The following is a 21,267-nucleotide window of genomic DNA, read 5'->3' as shown; positions in this document are numbered from 1 at the left end:
AGATTAAGCCTCACTTTCTGTATAGTGCACTTTTCCAGTCAACACATCCATCATTTTTGTCATACGAGACATTTCTTTTACATCATGTACTCGTACCATATGACATCCAACCTGAACACCATAACAAACTGTTGCTCCAGTTCCTTCCATCCGTTCATCGACAGGAAGATTCAATACATTTCCGATTAATCGTTTGCGCGATGTTGCCAATAGCACAGGGTAGCCCATATCTACTAATTCATTTAAATGCTGCATCATCAAAATATTTTGTGTTGTTGATTTGGCAAAGCCAATTCCTGGATCAAGCCATATATGCTCATCTGGAACTCCAGCAGCTTTCGTTATTTGAATACTCTCTACTAGATCTTGTTTCGCATTAGACCAGAAATCTGTATACTCTTCATTGTCCCTATTGTGCATCAATATTATCGGAACGCCATATTCTGCTGCAACTTTTGCTATTTTAGGTTCTCTCTTCGCTCCCCAAATATCATTTATCACATGTGCACCTGCGATTATCGCAGCTTTTGCAACTGCTGATTTATATGTATCAATGGAGATTACTGCATTTACCTCTGCCCTTATTGCTTTAATGACAGGTACAACACGGGCGATTTCCTCTTCATCTGTGATAAGTGTATAGCCAGGTCTAGTAGACTCGCCGCCGACATCTATAATTTTTGCACCATCCGCTACCATTTGCTTTGCTCTTGTAACAGCTGCTTCTATTTCATTAAATTTACCACCGTCCGAAAAAGAATCTGGAGTAACATTCAGTATGCCCATTACAATTGTTTCCTTGTCGAAGTTTAATGTAACTCCACCTGCTTCAAATCTGCCACTATTATTATGTAAATTCATCATTCAATCCTTTCTAACTGTATGCATCTTGTAAAGGCTTCGTGTAACGCCTTATAAACAGCTCCAGTGTTACCCAAAAACCGAATTCCCTCTATTTGCTTAATCGGAATGATTTCTTGTACTGCATTTGTAATGAAAACCTCATCTGCCTTTTCTAATACTTCTTTCGTGAAGAAACCTTCTTCTATTTCAAACAAAGAACAGTTCATCATCCACTCCCGAGTTGTACCCGCTAAAATACCTGTTTCCAAAGATGGAGTATATACCTTTCCATTACTTGACCAGAAGATATTCGAAGTTATCCCCTCTGCTACAAATCCTTCCGACGTTAGGAAGAAACCTTCACAAGAAGCTAGCGACTCTACTTCAAACCTAGCGTGGACGTTATTGGCATAGTGGTGCGATTTATGACGTATACCACTTTCTGGAGTATTTCTTATTGTATCTAGCCAGACCGCAGATTTTTCTGTGCCCCTAGGTGCGATATGTAATGCCTTCCGATATAAAATAACAGTTGGCTTCTTATAATGCGTCGGTTGAAGACCAATGTCATGGATGCCAGCAGAAATATTCAAGCGAAAATAACCATCCTCCATATTGTTAGCAGCTGTGAGTGCTTCTACCGCAGATAATATATCGCGTTCTTCATACGGCATTGCTACTCGAAAATCCTCAAGTGCCCGACACAACCTATTCCAGTGAGCATCCCATAAAAAAACTTGCCCATTGTATGTCCGGAATGTCTCAAAAAAGCCAAGTCCATATAAAAAACCATGGTCATATGCAGAGACCACTAAATCCTCCGCCCGGTAAAGCCTTCCATCTTTCCAAGCATCCATTTATCTGCTCTCCTTTGCAGTTAAACTATAAGTTTCAACAAAGTTACGGATAATCTTTTTCCCTTCCTCCGTCATAATTGACTCTGGGTGGTATTGAACGCCCTCTACTGCATATTTTTTATGGCGAAGTCCCATAATTTCTCCTTCTTCTGTCCAAGCTGTTATCTCCAAACATCCGGGTAACGATTCTCTCTCCACAAGTAAGGAATGATATCTTGTTGCCCTAAAAGGATTTGGCATATCGGCATTTACACCTTCGCTATTATGAAAAACAGGGGACACTTTCCCATGCATTAATCTATCAGCACGGATAACCTTTCCACCAAATGCTTGTCCAATAGCCTGATGACCTAAACAAACACCCAAAATGGGAATTTTTCCTGCAAAATGACTGATTACCTCCAAACTAATACCTGCTTCATTTGGTGTACACGGACCAGGTGATACAACGATGACTTGAGGATTTATCGCTTGAATAACGTCTATGGTTAGCTCGTCATTACGGGCCACCTTCACTTCAATTCCTAACTCTCCAATATATTGAACGAGATTGTACGTAAACGAATCGTAGTTATCAATCATTAAAATCATTTGTGCACTCCTTCTGCCATCGCCTTCGCCTGCCATAATGCTTTTGCTTTATTTAAAGATTCCACGTATTCCGCACCCGGTAGAGAATCAATAACAATACCCGCCCCCGCTTGAATATGTGCTATCCCATCTTGAATAAACGCGGTGCGGATCACAATATTAAATTCTAAGTCTCCTGAAAATCCTAACCAACCAATTGATCCCGTATATAATCCTCTACGAACCGGCTCTAGCTCTTCAATTATCTCCATTGTTCTAATTTTAGGTGCTCCTGTGATTGTGCCTCCTGGGAACATCGCCCTAATGATCTCTGCGTTAGATGTGTTAGAACGAAGTGTCCCTTTTACATTAGAGACAATATGCATTACATGGGAGTATCTTTCAATAACCATGAACTCATCCACTTCCACTGTTCCATAAGAGGAAACACGACCGAGGTCGTTTCGCTCCAGGTCGACAAGCATAACATGCTCTGCCCGTTCTTTTTCGTTTTCTATCAGTTCATTTGCTAAAAAAATATCTTCCTCACTACTTTTACCACGTGGTCTTGTCCCAGCTATTGGTCTCGTAGATAACTCGGTTCCTTTTTTCTTCACTAATAATTCGGGTGACCCAGAGACAACCGAAAATTCCGGCGCTTGTATATAGACCATGTATGGCGAAGGATTGAATGCACGCAGCGCCTCATACATCGTTATAGGACTTACTTTCAATTGCTTTGATTGTCTTACAGATAAGTTGACTTGAAAAATGTCACCTTGCGCTATATATTGTTGGATTTTCAGTACGGCAGACTCAAACTCACTTGAGCTTACCGATACACTTAATTCAGAATTATCTTCCGCTATTTCCATTGCAGCCCCAGGATAGAATAACCTTAAATCTATTCCTTTTTTAGCAGCTTCCATATATTCTTTCTCTAGTTCCACTAAATCCACATCACATGTAGATAACTTCATTAAAGTGACTATCTCTGTTTCAACATCTAACACTGCCCAGCAATCATATACATGGAAATAGATATCCGGTATATGCAAATCATCTTTAGCTAGATTCGGCAAAACTTCTATTTTTCTTGCATAATCATAGCTAACAAAACCTATTGCTCCACCTTGAAAGTCTGGTAAGTCCTGCTGAAACGGCAATTTATAATTAGATACAAGCTTTTCTAGATTCTCTAGCGCTTCTCCTCCACGAACTTCTTGCTCTCCACCTCTCCAGAGAATATGCAGATCACTATCTACCGATTTAGCAACAGCTATTGGATTCCAAGCTGCAACAGATAAGCGACCACCCCTGCCACTTTCTAAAAATACATTATACGACTCATCTTTTGTTAGTGTTTTATATGCATAGAAAAAAGCATCTTTCGACATATGAAAAGTATGTGTTTCCAGTTTGATATCCACTTCCTCAAATCCCCCTAAAAACGATTTGACTTCATCTTAACTTGAAACTACTACTTTTCGCCACTAGAAAAAATGAATTTACTAAAGCTCCACATGACTGTTATACAAAAAAAGAGAGGAAGCATTAGCTGCTCCCTCTCTTTACATTTTCTATTCGTTTGCTATTAATCTTCGAATTGGTATAGAGGTGTACTTAAGTAACGCTCTCCATTATCTGGAATAATCGCTAATACTTTCTTACCTTTTCCGAGCTTTTTAGCTAGCTGAAGAGCCGCGTAGATTGCTGCACCTGCAGAAACTCCCCCTAGTATCCCTTCTGACTTCGCTACCTCACGAGAAGTTGCATATGCATCATCATTGGTTACTTCAATAATGGAGTCATAAAGCTTTGTATCAAGAACTTCTGGTACAAATCCCGCACCAATACCTTGAATTTTATGAGGACCTGGTTTACCACCAGATAAAATATTAGAATCTGTAGGTTCTACAGCCGCAATATGGATGTCCGGGAATTTCTCTTTTAACACAGCTCCAGCTCCAGTAATTGTTCCACCAGTACCGATACCCGAAACAAAGCCATCTAACTGGTCAAATGCTTCCACGATTTCAGGTCCTGTTGTTAAACGATGTATTTCTGGATTCGCTTCGTTATTGAATTGCTGTGGCATAAACCAGCCATTTTCGTTTGCAAGTTCCTCTGCTTTTGCAATAGCACCTTTCATACCATCGGCTCCAGGAGTCAGTATAAGATCAGCTCCATATGCTCGAAGTAAGTTTCTACGCTCTAAGCTCATCGTGTCAGGCATAACTAAAACAGCGTTATACCCTTTCGCTGCCGCAATCATCGCAAGACCAATACCAGTATTACCACTTGTAGGTTCAATAATTGTACCAGTTTCTTTTAATTTCCCATCTTTTTCAGCAGCTTGGATCATGGCAAATGCAATACGATCTTTCACGCTACTACCTGGGTTAAAGTATTCTAATTTTACGTATACTTCTGCATCCTCAGGGTTTACTACACGGTTTAATTTTACGATTGGTGTCTTTCCGATTAAATCCAATACAGATTGCGCTAACTTCGTCATTTTCCCACTCCCAATCCCTACTTGTCTAATAGGTTTTATTTTTTATCATACCAATGAAATAGAAGAATTGTCAATAAAGTCGCATAATAATATTTTAAATATTTAGCCAAATACATCCACTAACCGCTTTTTGAGTGATTTATATATAACCAGCATCAAGGATAATCCGTCCAATAGTTTTTTGAATCAGAGGATTTATATATAATTTCAAAGCATTGCATAGTGATTTCACGTGCCTATGATCTCCTTAAATAAATCGAATGTCATTTTCATCATCGATGTTTTTTTAAAAGTGTAATGCACAGGTATTGTTCATATAAATAAAAGTTTAGACGATTTCAACCCCTATGCTAACAAAAGCATGGAAAGTACTTTATACTTCACAACTAGAGACCATCTATATTACAAAGATGGTCTCTAGAAGTGTTTTTAATATAATTTACCTTGTCTATACAGCACCTCTGAAAGTCTGGAGACCGCGTGTATAAAGGCATTTTGACGTAAAGCAAACGGATCTGAAAAGTATTGAGGGAGTATCGTTTCCATCGTTTCGCTCATTTTTTCAAATAGCTTTTGAAAAACATCCTCTTCAGTCATGAACTGTGTTTCTCTGCCTTGTAACCATTCCAAATAGGAGACAATTACACCACCTGCATTCGCAAGAATATCAGGAATAATGACAACCCCTTTTTTCGCAAGTTCCTTGTCCGCTTCCTGGGTGATTGGTGCATTAGCCCCTTCTACTATGATTGGTGCCTTAATGTCTTTCCAGTTATCTTGATGAATTTGATCCTCTAAGGCCGCTAAGAAGAGCACATCTATATCCACCATTGTCAGAATTGACTCACGCGTTTCTACATTTGCTTTAACACCGATAGATTCTAGTTGTTCCTTTGATACAGGAAGATCTCCTTTATTGTTAGCTGTAAACTCTACTAAAGTTGGAATATCCAGACCGTCCTCATTAATAAGTGTCACATTGCGATCACTAACTGCTATAACTTTATTTTGTAATTTTTCACAACGATACGCCTCTAGTGCAGTAACTGAACCTACATTACCAAAGCCCTGTGTAGCCATTGTTTAAGGTTTACCAGCATATTCAAGTGCCGTTTTAGCAAATATATTATCTCCACTGTTCATACTTGCTTTATTTTTATTCACAAAGTCATGTATTAGATATCGGAATGTAAAGTAGACACCTTTGCCTGTTGCTTCTCTTCGACCAAGTGAACCTCCGTTGGCAACACTCTTGCCCGTGAAACTCCCAAGATATGGTTGACCATGATTTATTTTTTTATATTCAGCCATCATCCAATCCATTTCACGTTCGCCCGAGCCTACATCAGGTGCAGGTATGTCTTTATCAGGTCCTAATACATCATTGAAATTACGGACAAATTTAACGGAAAGTATGTGCAATTCTTTTTCAGTTAATGCCTTTGGATTGATGACAATGCCACCCTTTCCTCCACCATAAGGAACATTATGAAGAGCGTTCTTTAATGTCATTAGAAAAGAAAGATTAACAACCTCGTGTTCATTAACCGATTCATGAAACCGAATTCCACCTTTATATGGACCTAGCGCATTATTGTGCTGAACCCGAAATGCTGGTATTCGGACAATTTCACCCTTTTCCATTGGCATTCGAATATACGCTTTGTGAATCTGATTTGGTGTAGATAAAATCGCTTCCATCGACTTAAATGCTTGTTCTCTATATTCCCCTTTACAGGTTGGAAGAAAATCTTCCTTCTTTAATAATACTCCAAGTGCTTCCTTGACAATTGGATGGGACACTTGACTCATCCTTTCCACCTCCATGAATTATTTATTCACACAAAAGTTATACCCTTCCATTGTTGAATTAAACGGAAGGGTATGGATAAGTCAGCTATTCTTTTAGAAAGATACTATAGTTCTATTAATCATTCACTATAAACCCAGTCTGCATCGAATTCCTTCCAAAAAGCCTCTTGGGTAACAGATTGTGGCAACTGGTCAAGTGCAAGTTCTCTTCGAATATGGTCTTTTACATCGGCATATGAAAAGGATTGACCTTTAAATACACTTTTCACCATTGATATGGCAAATCTACCGTCACTTAAAGCGATTGGTTTACTCCATTTATCTTTATCTAGATTCTGAATTGCACTAACTAAAGCTTCATCCACCGATTCATTTCCTTCTGACACGTAACCGATGTCCCCACCGAGACTTGCCGAACTTGCATCAGCAGATCGTTCTCTGGCTAGTCCCTCAAATGATGAACCATTTTCTAGCTCATCCACAACTTCGTTTGCTTCAGCTTCTGTATTGACATAAATGATACTTGTTCGATAAGAGGTCGAAGTATTGTAAAGATTTTTGTTATTTTCATAGAACTCTTTGATTGTCTCGTCTTCAATGACGATATCCTTGGCTAATACTTTTTCTAAAATTAAGCGAGAGCGAATATCCTTGCGCACAACCTTCTCATCATAGGATTGTAAGGAAGTACCCTCTTGTGTAGAACGGATTAAAGCGAGTTCTAAGTCTACTTCCGAATCCGTTACTTTAATCTTATATTTTTTAGCTGCAGCTTCCATAACCTCTGCATTCACCATATCTAGCAATACTTCTTTCCCATAAATGGACTCCATAGAAGCCATCCATTGTTCCTTCGTAATAACTTTACCTTCTACGGATGCCACTTCCTCTGAATCATCGGTCTTATTCGTATTATTTGGTATTAACCATGCGATAAACCACAACAGATTACCTATTAAAAGGATACTCATCACAACTAGTACCGGCTTAGTTTTTAGACGTTTTTTAGTTGGGGCATTATCATAATTACGCGTTGATTTCATCGATAAATGACTCCAATTCATCTACTGAGTAATTGTATTTCTCCATACAGAAATGACAGTGTGCTTCTGCTCCTCCATCTTCTTCAATCATATCGCGAATTTCCTTTTCACCAAGCGTGATAATGGCATTCCCAAATCTTTCTTTGGAACAATTACATTCAAATGATACAGGAGCAGAGTCTAATATTTGCACATTATCTTTACCTAAAATTTCAAATAGTATTTCTTCCGGAGTTAAGCCTCTTTCGATTAGTTTTGAAACGGGTTCCATATTAGACAAATGTTCCTCAATCACTGTAATTGTTTCATCATCTATTCCAGGCATTAGTTGAATTATAAACCCTCCAGCAGCCAAAATAGAGTTGTCCGGATTTACAAGCACTCCAAGTCCAACGGATGAAGGAACCTGTTCCGAAACAGCAAAATAATAGGTGAAGTCTTCGCCAATTTCACCCGAAACAATCGGCACTTGTCCAGTAAAAAAGTCTCTCATGCCCAAATCTTTTACAATTGTAAGTGTACCTTCTGTTCCTACAGCACGTCGAACATCTAATTTTCCATGCTCATTTAAATCGAAGTGGGTTTGAGGATTAGTCACATAGCCACGTACTTCTCCTTTTGCATTACTATCTATAATCATTGGACCAATCGGACCATTACCTTCTACTTTCACCGTTATCTTATCTTCACCTTTTAGCATAGCGCCCATCATTAGCGCAGCTGTCATCGACCTTCCAAGTGCAGCAGATGCAGTCGGCCAAGTGCCGTGACGTCTTTGTCCTTCTCCTACTGTATCAGTTGTACGAGCCGCAAATGCACGTACACTTCCTTCAAAAGCTAAAGCTCTTACTAAATAATCACTCATCTATTATTACCTCTTTCATCATTATTTCTTTGATATATCAAATATAAACCCTTCAATGTTAAGAATGGATCAATAACATCCATTATAGTAGTTTCGCCCCCAATTAAGGAAGCCATACCACCTGTAGCTATAACTTTAGGATTTTTCTTAGATACTTTTTTCATGCGATTCACTATACCCTCAACTTGCCCTACATAACCGTACACTATTCCCGCTTGCATTGCAGCAACCGTGTTTTTCCCAATAACACTCTCAGGTGTTGTCAACTCTATACGTGGAAGCTTACTAGCTCTATTAAAAAGGGCTTCTGTTGAGATACCGATACCTGGAGCAATTGCTCCGCCCATGTACTCTCCGTGTTCATTGATAAAACAATAGGTTGTAGCAGTTCCGAAATCTACAATGATTAATGGACTTCCATATTCATGAATTGCAGCTACTGCATTTACTATACGATCCGCTCCAACCTCGCGTGGATTCTCATACTTAATATTTAGTCCAGTTTTTACTCCTGGACCTACTACAAGTGGTTTTATACCAAAATATTTTTTGCACATCGCTTCTAAGGAAAACATAATAGGTGGAACTACAGAAGAAATAATAATGCCCTCTATTTGATCGAAAGAGATAGCAGCATGAGAAAACAACGCTTTAACCTGCATCCCATATTCGTCTTCTGTTTTCAAACGATCTGTCTCCATTCGCCAGTGATGGATTAGCTTATCACTTTCGTAAACCCCTAAAACAATATTAGTATTTCCCGTATCTAAGACAAGTATCATCTAGCTTTTCCTCACTTTTTTGTTGAGTTTCCCACACATCATACCATATAAAGAGACCAAGAAAAAAGCTGATTGCCTCGAGTATAAAGGAGACAATCAGCTTTTATTCTTATCTATTAATCTCTACGTTCTTCTTGAACTGGGCTTTCTACTTCTTTCAGTGAACCTTCTTCTTTTGGCAAATCACTAATAGATGGATCAGCAGGAGCACCTACTGCATCCGATACTTCTTCTTCTTTTTTAAGCTCAATAGCTGCTTTTTGATCTAACTCATCATATGAGCGTTCAGGAAGTGTACCATGCTCTTCTAGATGTTTAATCTGAGCAGCATCTAGTGTCTCTACCTCTAATAACGTTTTAGCGATTAATGTTAATAATTCACGTTTTTCCGTTAATATTTGTTTCGTACGAGCATATTGATCTTTAATCATTGTTTGCATTTCTTGATCAATTTCATAAGCAATTGCATCTGAATAGTTTTGTTCTGAGTTGAAGTCACGACCTAAGAAGACATTGCCCCCTTGTGCTTGACCGAATTGCATTGGTCCAAGCTTGTCACTCATTCCATATTCTGTAACCATTTTTCTAGCAATGCCCGTTGCGCGTTGGAAATCATTATGAGCTCCGGTAGAAACTTCACCGAAAATAATATCCTCTGCTACACGACCACCAAGTAATCCAGAAATTTTATCTAGTAACTCTGGTTTTGTCATGAAATAGCGATCTTCTTTAGGAAGCATTACTGCGTAGCCACCTGCTTGACCACGAGGAACAATCGTCACTTTATGTACGATTTCAGCATCGTCTAAAGTTAAACCAACAACCACATGTCCTGCTTCATGGTATGCAACAATATTTCGTTCTTTTTCAGAGATGACTTTTCCTGATTTAGCCGGACCTGCAATAACTCTGTCCGTAGCTTCATCAATATCTCGCATATCAACTTTTTTCTTATCTCTTCTAGCCGCTACTAGAGCTGCTTCGTTTAATAAGTTCTCTAAGTCTGCTCCAGAAAATCCTGGTGTGCGTTGTGCAATCGCTTTTAAGTCCACTGACTCGTCAAGTGGCTTATTACGAGCATGTACTCGAAGTACCGCTTCACGACCTTTAACGTCTGGGCGACCTACAGTAATTTGACGGTCAAAACGGCCTGGACGAAGAAGTGCCGGGTCTAAAACGTCTGGTCTATTTGTTGCAGCAACGATAATAATACCTTCATTTGCACCGAAGCCATCCATTTCAACAAGTAATTGGTTTAGTGTTTGCTCACGTTCATCGTGACCTCCACCAAGTCCTGCTCCACGTTGACGACCAACTGCATCAATTTCATCAATAAAGATAATACAAGGTGCATTTTTCTTCGCATTTTCAAATAAATCACGAACACGAGAAGCTCCTACTCCGACAAACATTTCAACGAAGTCCGATCCACTTATAGAGAAGAACGGCACACCTGATTCACCCGCAACTGCACGAGCAAGTAATGTTTTACCAGTACCCGGAGGACCTACTAAAAGAATCCCTTTAGGTATACGAGCTCCAATTTCCACGAATTTACGTGGATCTTTTAAGAAATCTACTACTTCCACTAGTTCAGCTTTTTCTTCATCTGCACCAGCAACATCATTAAATCTAACTTTTTTCTTATCATTATCGTACAACTTCGCTTTACTCTTACCGAAGTTCATCACGCGGTTACCACCGCCTTGTGATTGGCTTAATAAGAAGAAGAATAAAATAATAATAATTAAGAACGGCAATAATCCTGTGAAGAATTGAACCCAACCACTTGTTTTAGGCGTTTCTTTGTATTCCACGTCTACAGAATTGGATGTTGCCAACGTATAAATTTTCGTTTGTAGTTCTTCGCTATTATAAGGGAGAATCGCTAAATATTTCTCTCCTTCTTTATAGCCTTTCATTTCACCTTCAGCGTAATACACACCCGCATCAGGTTGTAAATCAACAGTTGTTATTTCTCCTTTTTCTAAAGAAGTCATAAATTCGTTAAAACTAATATTTTTGGTTGTTGTATTACTAGTATTAAACGTAGCAAAAATCCCAACGATCACAAAAAATATTAATAAGTATAATATGGCGTAGCGCAATGCTCGATTCATTCCCAGCCTCCTCACAAGGTAAACAAAAAACTAATGATAATCTTATCACACGAATTTTTGGACGTACAATGAAAAGCCTTCCAAACTAGGGTAAAAACTAAAAACTATAAACTTCTTTCTTCAATACGCCTACATATGGTAAGTTACGATACTTTTCTGCATAATCTAAACCGTATCCAACTACAAATGCATCTGGTACTTCAAAGCCAACGAAATCAGCTTTTAAGTCTACTTTTCTACCAGTTGGTTTGTCTAATAATGTAACGATCTTAATCGATTTTGCTTTACGATATTTGAAAAGATCAACTAAGTAACTTAATGTCATCCCACTATCGATGATGTCTTCGATTATTAGAATGTCTCGACCTTCAACACTTGTGTTTAAATCTTTTACAATTTTAACTTCTCCAGAAGAAACAGTTGCATTTCCATAACTAGATACATCCATATAATCCATTTCAATATATGTATCTACACGTTTCATCAAATCGGACATGAAAGGCATTGCACCTTTTAAAATCCCAATTGCAAGTGGGTACTGATCTTTGTACTCCTCCGTTAACAAGGCTCCTAACTCACGTGTTTTTTGATTGATTTGATCCTCAGATAACAAGACTTCTAAAATATCCTTTTCTAACATGGTTAATCCTCCTATGGGTTAATAACTCTTTACGTGTAATACAAAGTTTTGCGTATTTCTATTCTTTTCAAATTGAGACCCGTAACGAAGACCTATTACAGCCATTATATCATTTTTAGCAGATACAAGTATTGGCCAAACCACTCGTTCTTCGGTCGAAACTTTTTCATCAATAAACAATCGTGAAACTTTTTTTTGAGTAGACATCCCTTTTAAATGTATTCGATCTCCTTCCATTTTCGGTCGTACAGAAAGAGGTAAAGAATCATTTTCCAGTTGGATAAACCATTTTTCATCGGAAGGAACCTGCTCGTTTAAGTTTCTAGTCAGGTATATAGAATAACCAGCACCAACTGCTCTCCAACAATCTTCATCAATTATTTGACTTTGAAATGGTAGAGATTGTAGCGGTTTTGAGGAAAACTGAACTTGACTGTAATGACGTATGAGGAAAAAATCTTTGGGCAAATGAATCACTGCATTACCATCCTGCTCATTACAAACAGTTAAAATGGATTCAATTAGGCGATTATTTAATAGCGTATTGGAGCTATCATACAGATACTTTAATAGTATTAGAATCACTCTTCTTTGTAAAGCAACTGGGACTTCGCTAAACTGTTTTGTATCCATAAAAAAGCTCGATTTGCTTTTAATTGTCACAAGCTGATCAAATTTTTCTTTAGCAAGTGTCTGTAAAAAAGTATCATCTTGTTGTTGTTTTTCTACGAACGTCCGGATACTATCTGCCACATGCAAATTTTCTTGACGTAGAAGAGGTAACACGGTATGACGTAAACGATTTCTTGTATATGTATGTTTATCGTTACTAGGATCATGTCTGAAGGATTGCTCCTTAAACTGAACAAAATCCAAAATCTCTTCTTTCGTCACACATAGGAACGGGCGAATGATACTTCCATTAGAAAAGGGTCTTGTTATCGGGATTCCTGTAAGAGAAGACGCCAAAGAACCTCTTACTAATGACATAATTATTGTTTCAATTTGATCATCTGCATGATGCCCAAGGACCAACTTATCAAAATGCTCTTGCTTCATAACAGTGTCAAAGTAAGCGTACCGTTCCTCACGACATATTACCTGAACATTTCCACCCTCTACCTCCATTCTAGAAGGCACTTCAAGTGTAGTTCCATAGAAAGGTACGTCCAACCTTGTAGCTACTTGTTCTACGAATTGCATATCTTCGGCAGACTCTTCTCCGCGAAGCTGGTGGTCCGTGTGAACAATCCCTAGCTGTACGTTATATATTTCTTTAAGTTCATGAAATATAAGGACCACAGCAATGGAATCTGCTCCACCTGAACAAGCTAAAAGAAGACGGTCCCCACTTTGAATCAACCGATACTTATCTATATACTTTTTCACTTTTTTAATAAAAGGATGCATCTTTTCACCTCAATTATTGATCATTCTTCTGGTAAATAGTCCGTCAGTACGTGGACTAGGCGGACATTTACTCATCACTCGCTTTTACTTCTCAAGAGCTTAAGAAGAGGCGCACAGGATGGGGGTCATGCAGTCGTTGCGACATGATGTCTCGTTCTTAGACTGTATTCCCCAAATAGGCGCTTCCGCTTTTCTTTTCTGGCCAGCTGCAGGTGCCAGCCTTTCGAGTCGCTTCAGACAGACGGTTAAGGCAAAGAACGCCTTTACCGTTTGTCTTCCAGCGCTTGTCAAGGCTAACGGGCACCTTTTGCTTTTCTTTTCTGGCCAGCTTCAGCGCCTTGCCCCTCGGGTCGCTTCAGAATTTCGAGAAAGGCAAAGGACGCCTTTCCAGGAAATTCTTCCAGCGCCTGTGGGCCCGCACGATGCGGGTCATGCAGTCGTCGCGACACGATGCGGGTCATGCAGTCGTCGCGACACGATGTCGCGAACTTAGACTGCCTTCCCCTAGTAGGCGCTTCCGCTTTTCTTTTAGTGTACCATTTTTTCTTGGTATTTGGCTGTTTGACGTGGTGTGAAGAGGGACCATTCTGGTACTACATGCTCTACTTGCATGAAAATTACAGTTCGATCATCCCCTGGTAGTGAGTATGTCTCTTCTAACATTTTCACAAAACGCTCTGCATTCATGGATGGGTCCTGTAATATTTTTTGGTAATATTGCTCCTGTTTTTCGACAGTCGTATTCCCTGAGAATACACCATCTGATAGCATAACCAATACATCTCCGTCTTTCAGGTCCATTTTTCTAGCTTCAATCGAGAAGGTCGGCAGGAAACCGAATGGGACGTGTTTGCTTTCTATTTTTCTCATTTCATTTCCACGTATGAGGTATGTCGACATACTTCCGGCCTTCCAAGACCATAACTCCCCTTTTTGCAAATCAATCAACGCTAGGTCTACTGTCGCATAACTATCATTGTCGTTTTGTAAACTCATCATGTAATGGAGGGTATGCATTGTTGTTTCTGGATCCATTTTTTTATTTAAACATTCCCTCATAAACTGCATGACACGTCTACTTTCCCGGTGTGCTTCCACATCATTCCCCATTCCATCCGATAAGATAACAGCCATCAATCCTGGGTGTAACGGGAACACCGCGTGGGCATCACCCGAATAGATTGTATTTTTACTAGAGGATGTATACACATCATGCGTAATTTGAAAACGAACGGACGATTTACAGGTCAATTGAATATGTTCATATGGGTGGTGGATTTCTTTCATAGCCGTAATTTCAAACGGTTCATTCCACAGTTCATATAATAGAGGCACTATTAAACGCTCTCCTACCATTTTTGCTCGTGCTTCAATAGGTAAACAACAAACAATCTCCATTTGTGCAATTTCTATGTTTAATACGTCTATTTGAAAGAAAGGTATATTTGCTTGTTGGAGTTTTTGTTTAATCACTTCCTCATGAGACGAGTACATTGTTATATTATTTTCCAAATTGTTCATTAGTTCACTCATGTGATTGCCCATATCTTTCAGTTTGAGTGCAAACATCTTTTTTCCGTGCTGTAATTCATATGTTAGCTGTTGTTTGGCTTCTTTTTCCTTCAACTCATGCATCACTTGAATTGGTTTTACACATTTATACTGAATTCTAGTCTCTGTTTGCATTCTAGATTTTTTAGGCTGTTCCTCCCACTCCTTTATCAATGCAGGCATACCGTTAGATTTCTCTCCCCAACACTTTTCGTATTGAAAACACGATTGACAAATAGGTAGTGGCTCTGTTTTTTCATCTTTTCTCAAAGCTTTTGAGTCAAATCTTTCCGATATAAATCTGGTAATGAAGTCGACAAAATGCTGGAATTCTTGGAGCTGATGATTTACTTTTTCCGTCATCCACTTTTGTCTTCTTAACAAAACACTTGTTGTATCCGGATATAACTGATTCCTTAATTGCTTAATCCATGAAGAAGGAACAATAAAAAATAATAGTGAGGCGATAACAAGCGATCCTATATAAACAGAGTCTAGAGGTAGTGTACGGTCATATAAAATAAAGAAAAACGTTGCGCCTAGCATACTAAATGCTTGCCACAGTCTCCCAAAAGGCTTATGCAGTCCTGCTAGGAAGCCTGTAACCGCGTAGACTGCAATCATTCCGCTAAAGCTAAGTTTAGAAATACTCAATATCGTACCTGAAAGTACCGCAACTACAGTGGCAAGTTGTACACCACCAATAGCTGCTGACACTGCAATTACTAGATGGGCTGCCATCAGTGGAATCGAAACATATCCAAATATATACGAAGACATTCCAGTTAAAACAAGTGCTCCTATAAGCAATGCTGCCCCCATTCTTTCTACCGTCCACCTTTTATGCAATAAATCTGGAAACGGAAGGAATAATTGAAACAAAAATATTGTCATGAATAAACTTAATATGCCTTCGTATGCAATGGCTAACCAAATAGAAACTGGAATCTCTCCACCATACGAAACAAACTGCCATACAATCTGTATACATACAACATCTAACAGTACAAATATAGGTAAAGGAATTTTATTAATAAATCGATTTTGATAAAACGGAAATAATAATGCCTGAATTGCATGGATAATTACTTGTCCAAACCCTAGAGTAAAACTACCTAGTATAGCACCTACAACTGTCCAAGGTACAAAGCGTTGAAACCTTAGATTAACTAACGCCCAAAGGGGGAGAAAAAACGGAACTGAGGCCTCGAACAATACAACCTGTGCTAGAAAAAATGAGAGTAGTAGGAAAACTATAGAAAAGAAAAGAGTAATTCTTTTAGCTTTAAAACCCTCCGTGATTCTTCTCAACGATATACTGCGTTTTTGTTCCTGTTCATAAATCGTCTTCAAAGCGAATACCTCCTATTCAACTATTGATGGAAGTATACCTATTATCTTCTCAAAAAGTATGTCTGTTTCTGACATGTATCTCAAATAACTTTTCGACGTCATCAGCTAATAAACTAAAAAGTTTAATTATTTAGAACAAACTTTCTTTTGATGTTTATAAAATTCCTTTAAAGAAGCATTGACACTTCGACAAAACGATTGTAATATATAATTTGTTCGGTAAAACGGCGGCCTAGCTCAGCTGGCTAGAGCGTACGGTTCATACCCGTGAGGTCGGGGGTTCGATCCCCTCGGCCGCCATAATTCCGGCCCCTTGGTCAAGCGGTTAAGACACCGCCCTTTCACGGCGGTAACACGGGTTCGAATCCCGTAGGGGTCATCTAATAAAAAGCAGTTCCTAAACCTATGTTTAGGAACTGCTTTTTTATTTTTGGATATATACAATTTGTCGAAGTCCTAAATAAAACCTCACAATCGGAAATCGAGGTTGAATCGCTACTTATACGGAGGAGATTTGTTCTCTGTGATGGTCGTCATGCTCTAAAAACCCTGTGAAATAACTACGAATAGAGGATTTACTTTCTCCAATGTAAAAAGCTTTGTCCCATTCTATTTCATCCGTTTGCTGAAGCTTTTCGATAATACGTTCACGTTGTTTTTTTGCAAAAGAAAGGGTTTCTTTAAATGCTTGTTCATGAGTAAGGGCTGCGGCTTTTGCGTTAAATGTTTCAAAATCTGGAAACCTTTCAAGCTTTTCACCTTCTTTCATATTAGGCAAACGTTGTTCGAGAGTAAATCGATCCCATTCTGCAAGATGCATTATTATCTCATTTGGCGACCATTTCCCTTTGGCATATGGAGCATTTGCTGTCGTTTCGTCTAAAGTAGTCAAAGTGTCTAGCCACTGGATATACTCACTATGCGCTCTAAGTAGTTCTTCTTTTTTCACAGGATAACCCCCATTTATTTATATACCTTGGCCAAAAGTACATTCATATAGTGAAATCTTACAACGCTCATTTTCGCTTCAGGTAATTCTTATTTTTCAAAGTAATTATGGAAGCAACTAAGCCTACCTAAAAATATTATGTCTAAACAAATAGTCGTACGATATATCAATAAACAAGTACTCACTATTATTAAGAGGGATTGAGAAAGTACGCATCATTTCGCCCGTAACAATGTCACTATACATGTCCGAAAACTCACCACTTTGGTCATTACGCATTTTTATAATAGTTTTTAAAAAATATGGACGCCAACTCCAGTTTTTATTGACCGCATCTTCTTGCACACCCCATTTTTTGTCGACACGCATAATATTAGGAGAAAGTTGGAATCCGTCTTCATCACAAATATATATTCGGAATGAACAATCATTTAGTTCTTCTGCAAGTAATAATAATTGCGCTACATTTTCGCTATTCGGATTTATAAGCTCAACTGCTTTTTCTAACATATTTTGCAGGTTTTTCAATTCATTGTATTTTTCTTCAAGTAATCGCTTTTCTGTCGTAATAAATTGTTGACACTTCTCTTTGAAATGATCTTTTAGCGAATCTTTTAAAATTATGTTTCTCTGAGCATGCGCTAGGTACTTCCCTTGATAATATCGCCCTCCATTTTTCCAAGCAAATTGAAGTTGATGCACACTATCAATTCCTTCAAACAACATATTTGCTCCCATTTTACGAGCCAGCGATCCTAAGGAAGCAAATAAGTCATTTTGCGCACTCCACGATTCATAGCTCAGTTTTTCTATATTTACTTTTAATATATTTGGTGACAACATCTTTATATAATCTATATGACTTTCAGAACCTACTTGATTTATAGCTATTTTCATACCGTATGTACGGTAATATCTGAGTATATTACTAAGTTGGCTAAAATCACCTTTATAATCATGTTCTGAAAGTACAAGTACAATTCGTGAAAGTGAATCCTCTGAGACATACTCATTTAAAATATTGAAATAACTCTCTCCATAATCTAGTATGAGTAAATTTGCGTTGCATGGTAAATATATATCGTAGTCTTTTGTCTTTTCCATTAACTCTGAAAGGGCTAAACGAAGTATTTTATGTTCAATTTCAACACGATATTCTACTGGAATATCCTCATCATATGCTAAAGCGTTTAAATTAATAAGCTTTTCTTTATTAATAAGCTTTCCTAAAACTTCATAAGCAACAACAATATGTTCGTCCGCACTAAAAATCGGTTGATAATATGCTTTTATATGTTCTATATTCGTTAGTACATCAATTGCATCCAACTAATAAACCTCCTTGAAAGATCAAAGAATACCTATGTGAGTTAATCTCATAATAAAGTAGTTATGAAATTAATTCATGTTTATTTGAAATACTAGAGTACACCTTACTTTAAGGATATGCTGAATCTCATATTTTGTGTACAAAAAAAAGGTGTTAGCAAAGCCAAACACCTTTTCATCTATATGACATTTTTTCTACCTATAAAACAGACAGCATATTATCCTCTTTTAGCGCCTCTGCCACCGCGCTTAGATTCTGTCGCGCGCTTTAACGTAGACAAACGATCTTCACTATCTTTCAAGAATCTAGCCATTTTTTGCTCAAAATTCTCTTTGCTAGGACGATCGCGATCATTTGGGCGATTGTTGTTTCTAGGACGCTGAGGACGTTCGGGTCTCTCTGGTCTTTCCGCTTGAGGCTTTGCTTTTCGAATAGATAATCCGATTTTGCCATCCGCTTCAACATTCATCACCTTAACTTCAACAACATCTCCAACCTTCAGATGCTCATTAATATCTTTTACATAATTGTCCGCCACTTCACTAATGTGAACTAGACCTGTTGAGCCTCCTGGTAGTTCGACGAATGCTCCGAAATTTGTGATTCCTGTTACTTTACCTTCTACCTTGCTGCCTACTTCAATTGACATAAAAAAAATGCTCCTCCTTAAAATTTAAGCGACTCTTTTTCGAACTTATATGCTTTTTACATACAAATCCCTACCCTTATTATAGCTAACAAAAAAAGAGTGTCAATAAGACTACTCTTTTGCTTTTGGTTTTTTAAAATTATTTTTCCTCTTTACCAGGTAAAGTGAATATAATTTCACCCTCCTCTGAAAGGAAATACTGCTTTCTTAATAGTTTGCCAATGTACTCATCGTCGTTCAACTTTGAAATTTGCACTTTAAGCATTTCTTGCTCTTCTTTCACTTGCTCCAACTCTTGAGCCACTTGCTCTTTTTGCAATTGTTTTTCTTCATATGCACTTTTACTGTTCAATAAGGTAGATATTAACAATCCAACTAAGGCAACAGATAAAATTGTAAACATGAATAATCTTCTCGCTAAACGAACCTTTTTTGTTTTATTTCGATTTTCTTGGCGTTCGATAGAGCGAACATAATCAGTATTAATCGATGCAATTTGTTTCTTTACAGGTACGTTTCTTTGCTTCTCACTCATTTTGCTCTCTCCTATCAAACTATTTCATTTTTTTAGTGTACTTTCTATTATAACGGATGTTTGGCTTTTTCTGAAGGGCCAAATGCCACGTTTTTTGAAATAAAAAATGAAATGGTTTAAAAATAAATGAGATAAGCGTCCATATAAGCAAAAAAGTTTTATTAACTACTAACCAGATGAAACAAATTATCCACCAAATTGGTTGGATGATTAGGCGTAAAAAGATTCTACCAATTAGACGAAACACTGGCTGAAATAATTGATCGTATAAGAGAATACCTACAATTTGCGCAAGCGGATCATAAATTCTCCATACGCCATCTCGTACTTCAAAAAGTATAAAAAAAGAACATAGTCCAAGTGCAATCCAAACAAATATTTCAAGAACAATACGATATTTATAAACGTAGGAACGCCTAGGGAAACTTCCCGTTACAAAGCGCGTCCCTTCGATTATTGCCCCTACCAATATCCCACTAAAGACCATTAGTAACAGACTAAAGAATTGTAATGAGAGTGTCATCCGAATAATTTATGAAGTAATCCTCTAGCGCCGTCTAAACTTTGCTCTTCATCATATTGCATCGCCCGAACGATTCCTTCCAGTGTTACAACATCCAGATGGACAATTTTTAAGTCTTCTCCCTTGATGTGAAGTATACCTTGAGAAGTTCTCACATAAAATTCTTGTTGATCGAATCTTTCAATAGATTTTACAGATGTCAGGTCCATACGTTTACGATTTCTAAGAGAAATCAAGTGGTCCCCCGATGGAATTGTGATAGTTTGGTTTTCTGCTTGATATTGCATATATACTCTCTCCTCTCCTTGTCCTACTTTATTGTATGCGCATAAAAAAAAAGCATGACAACTACCATGATTTTTTTCTAATTTTATAAGAAACTATTTAATTTCTATTTGGTATTACTAAAGATTCCATTGCACTTGGAAATAAAGGGATCAAATCTACCGAATATAAATACTTCTAATTTTCCATTTCAGGTGGAGCTTTCCGCGGGGTGAGATGAGCTATCACCGTCGCTAACGCGTCGCTGTTTCACTTATCCTGACGGAGTCGCCACCTTTCACTACAACGCTTAACACTTAGATAATAAGATTAGTCCAGTTAATGTAGGGAAAAACTATTTGCAATCATTGTTGACTTAGAAATGCGATTATTTCATGATGAATGAAGGAATCAGACTTTCTTTTAACTAGTGGAAATAAAGAGAAGTAGTAAGTATTTGCTTCGTAAAGAAGCGAAGTAGGTCACGAAATTACTTCTTCGTGAGCTTCCTCTATGAATAGGCAAGTGTGTTATCCCTAGTTATCCAAACATGCACTAACCTGTTTTTTTAGCTTTGTAGGATGACGACGGACAGACAAACGCCATAAGATTACCGAAAAAAAGTGATATTGGATGTGACGGACGTCACAACC

At 38.0% G+C, this 21,267-nt stretch carries 18 protein-coding genes, 2 tRNA genes and 1 pseudogene; 2 read left to right on the top strand and 19 right to left on the bottom strand.

The genetic code is table 11. The features are described 5' to 3' along the window. Positions 1 to 3: 3 nt before the first annotated feature. From folP to ACQCPR_RS00355, 13 genes and pseudogenes are all read right to left on the bottom strand, one after another. On the bottom strand, positions 4 to 861 hold the full coding sequence (folP, locus tag ACQCPR_RS00415; protein WP_427138885.1) for a dihydropteroate synthase: 858 nt from the start codon (positions 859 to 861) through the stop codon (positions 4 to 6). Further along, positions 861 to 1,700 carry an aminodeoxychorismate lyase gene (pabC, locus tag ACQCPR_RS00410; RefSeq protein WP_427137903.1) on the bottom strand — a complete coding sequence of 280 codons (840 nt, stop codon included), beginning with the start codon at positions 1,698 to 1,700 and terminating at the stop codon, positions 861 to 863. Before pabC ends, folP begins: the two co-directional genes overlap by 1 nt. After that, on the bottom strand, positions 1,701 to 2,291 hold the full coding sequence (gene pabA / locus ACQCPR_RS00405; protein ID WP_090570863.1) for an aminodeoxychorismate/anthranilate synthase component II: 591 nt from the start codon (positions 2,289 to 2,291) through the stop codon (positions 1,701 to 1,703). Beyond that, entirely contained in the window at positions 2,288 to 3,667 is a 1,380-nt protein-coding gene (locus ACQCPR_RS00400; protein WP_427138884.1) for an anthranilate synthase component I family protein, read from the bottom strand. The genes pabA and ACQCPR_RS00400 overlap by 4 nt, the downstream gene beginning before the upstream one ends. A gap of 197 nt (positions 3,668 to 3,864) precedes the next feature. Continuing rightward, entirely contained in the window at positions 3,865 to 4,788 is a 924-nt protein-coding gene (gene cysK / locus ACQCPR_RS00395; protein ID WP_427137902.1) for a cysteine synthase A, read from the bottom strand. A 429-nt stretch (positions 4,789 to 5,217) separates the two neighbouring features. Continuing rightward, a pseudogene (locus ACQCPR_RS00390) lies at positions 5,218 to 6,600 on the bottom strand (Glu/Leu/Phe/Val family dehydrogenase). Positions 6,601 to 6,719: 119 nt separating this feature from the next. Continuing rightward, positions 6,720 to 7,643, bottom strand: a complete 924-nt coding sequence (locus ACQCPR_RS00385; RefSeq protein WP_427137901.1) for a peptidyl-prolyl cis-trans isomerase — start codon at positions 7,641 to 7,643, stop codon at positions 6,720 to 6,722. Next, positions 7,627 to 8,508, bottom strand: coding sequence for an Hsp33 family molecular chaperone HslO (gene hslO, locus ACQCPR_RS00380; RefSeq protein WP_090570851.1), 882 nt, complete (start codon positions 8,506 to 8,508; stop codon positions 7,627 to 7,629). The genes ACQCPR_RS00385 and hslO overlap by 17 nt, the downstream gene beginning before the upstream one ends. After that, positions 8,505 to 9,290, bottom strand: coding sequence for a type III pantothenate kinase (locus ACQCPR_RS00375; RefSeq protein ID WP_090570848.1), 786 nt, complete (start codon positions 9,288 to 9,290; stop codon positions 8,505 to 8,507). The genes hslO and ACQCPR_RS00375 overlap by 4 nt, the downstream gene beginning before the upstream one ends. Before the next feature lie 116 nt (positions 9,291 to 9,406). Then, the gene (gene ftsH / locus ACQCPR_RS00370) at positions 9,407 to 11,410 is read right to left on the bottom strand and encodes an ATP-dependent zinc metalloprotease FtsH (protein WP_090570845.1); all 2,004 of its coding nucleotides are present in this window, start codon (positions 11,408 to 11,410) and stop codon (positions 9,407 to 9,409) included. Positions 11,411 to 11,507: 97 nt separating this feature from the next. Continuing rightward, positions 11,508 to 12,050, bottom strand: a complete 543-nt coding sequence (hpt, locus tag ACQCPR_RS00365; RefSeq protein ID WP_090570842.1) for a hypoxanthine phosphoribosyltransferase — start codon at positions 12,048 to 12,050, stop codon at positions 11,508 to 11,510. An 18-nt stretch (positions 12,051 to 12,068) separates the two neighbouring features. After that, positions 12,069 to 13,460, bottom strand: a complete 1,392-nt coding sequence (gene tilS, locus ACQCPR_RS00360; protein ID WP_427137900.1) for a tRNA lysidine(34) synthetase TilS — start codon at positions 13,458 to 13,460, stop codon at positions 12,069 to 12,071. Positions 13,461 to 13,988: 528 nt separating this feature from the next. After that, positions 13,989 to 16,364: a SpoIIE family protein phosphatase gene (locus ACQCPR_RS00355; RefSeq protein WP_427137899.1), complete on the bottom strand. Its 2,376-nt coding sequence runs from the start codon at positions 16,362 to 16,364 to the stop codon at positions 13,989 to 13,991. A 226-nt stretch (positions 16,365 to 16,590) separates the two neighbouring features. Here ACQCPR_RS00355 and ACQCPR_RS00350 point away from each other — a divergent pair. Together ACQCPR_RS00350 and ACQCPR_RS00345 are read left to right on the top strand one after the other, a co-directional pair. After that, positions 16,591 to 16,664: transfer RNA gene (locus ACQCPR_RS00350), tRNA-Met, on the top strand. 7 nt (positions 16,665 to 16,671) lie between these two features. After that, positions 16,672 to 16,743: transfer RNA gene (locus tag ACQCPR_RS00345), tRNA-Glu, on the top strand. 120 nt (positions 16,744 to 16,863) lie between these two features. Here the strand turns inward: ACQCPR_RS00345 and ACQCPR_RS00340 are convergent. The 6 genes from ACQCPR_RS00340 to ACQCPR_RS00315 form a co-directional block, all read right to left on the bottom strand. Next, positions 16,864 to 17,313 (bottom strand): DinB family protein, encoded by a 450-nt coding sequence (locus ACQCPR_RS00340; RefSeq protein ID WP_090570836.1) that lies wholly within the window; start codon positions 17,311 to 17,313, stop codon positions 16,864 to 16,866. A 123-nt stretch (positions 17,314 to 17,436) separates the two neighbouring features. Continuing rightward, complete coding sequence (locus ACQCPR_RS00335) at positions 17,437 to 18,642, bottom strand: EAL-associated domain-containing protein (RefSeq protein WP_427137898.1); 1,206 nt, start codon at positions 18,640 to 18,642, stop codon at positions 17,437 to 17,439. 218 nt (positions 18,643 to 18,860) lie between these two features. Beyond that, positions 18,861 to 19,292, bottom strand: coding sequence for a S1 domain-containing RNA-binding protein (locus ACQCPR_RS00330; protein ID WP_090570830.1), 432 nt, complete (start codon positions 19,290 to 19,292; stop codon positions 18,861 to 18,863). Positions 19,293 to 19,431: 139 nt separating this feature from the next. After that, a complete protein-coding gene (locus ACQCPR_RS00325) occupies positions 19,432 to 19,827 on the bottom strand; it encodes an FtsB family cell division protein (protein ID WP_427137897.1) in 396 nt (131 codons plus the stop codon). Between the two features lie 19 nt (positions 19,828 to 19,846). Next, positions 19,847 to 20,350, bottom strand: a complete 504-nt coding sequence (gene yabQ, locus ACQCPR_RS00320) for a spore cortex biosynthesis protein YabQ (RefSeq protein WP_427137896.1) — start codon at positions 20,348 to 20,350, stop codon at positions 19,847 to 19,849. Next, on the bottom strand, positions 20,347 to 20,637 hold the full coding sequence (locus ACQCPR_RS00315) for a YabP/YqfC family sporulation protein (protein WP_427137895.1): 291 nt from the start codon (positions 20,635 to 20,637) through the stop codon (positions 20,347 to 20,349). The genes yabQ and ACQCPR_RS00315 overlap by 4 nt, the downstream gene beginning before the upstream one ends. Between the last annotated feature and the right edge of the window lie 630 nt (positions 20,638 to 21,267).

The sequence above is a fragment of the Psychrobacillus psychrodurans genome, assembly GCF_050209195.1.
GTDB lineage: Bacteria > Bacillota > Bacilli > Bacillales_A > Planococcaceae > Psychrobacillus > Psychrobacillus psychrodurans.
Note: the sequence above shows the minus strand (reverse complement) of the source record. Positions and strands in the feature narration are given on the sequence as shown.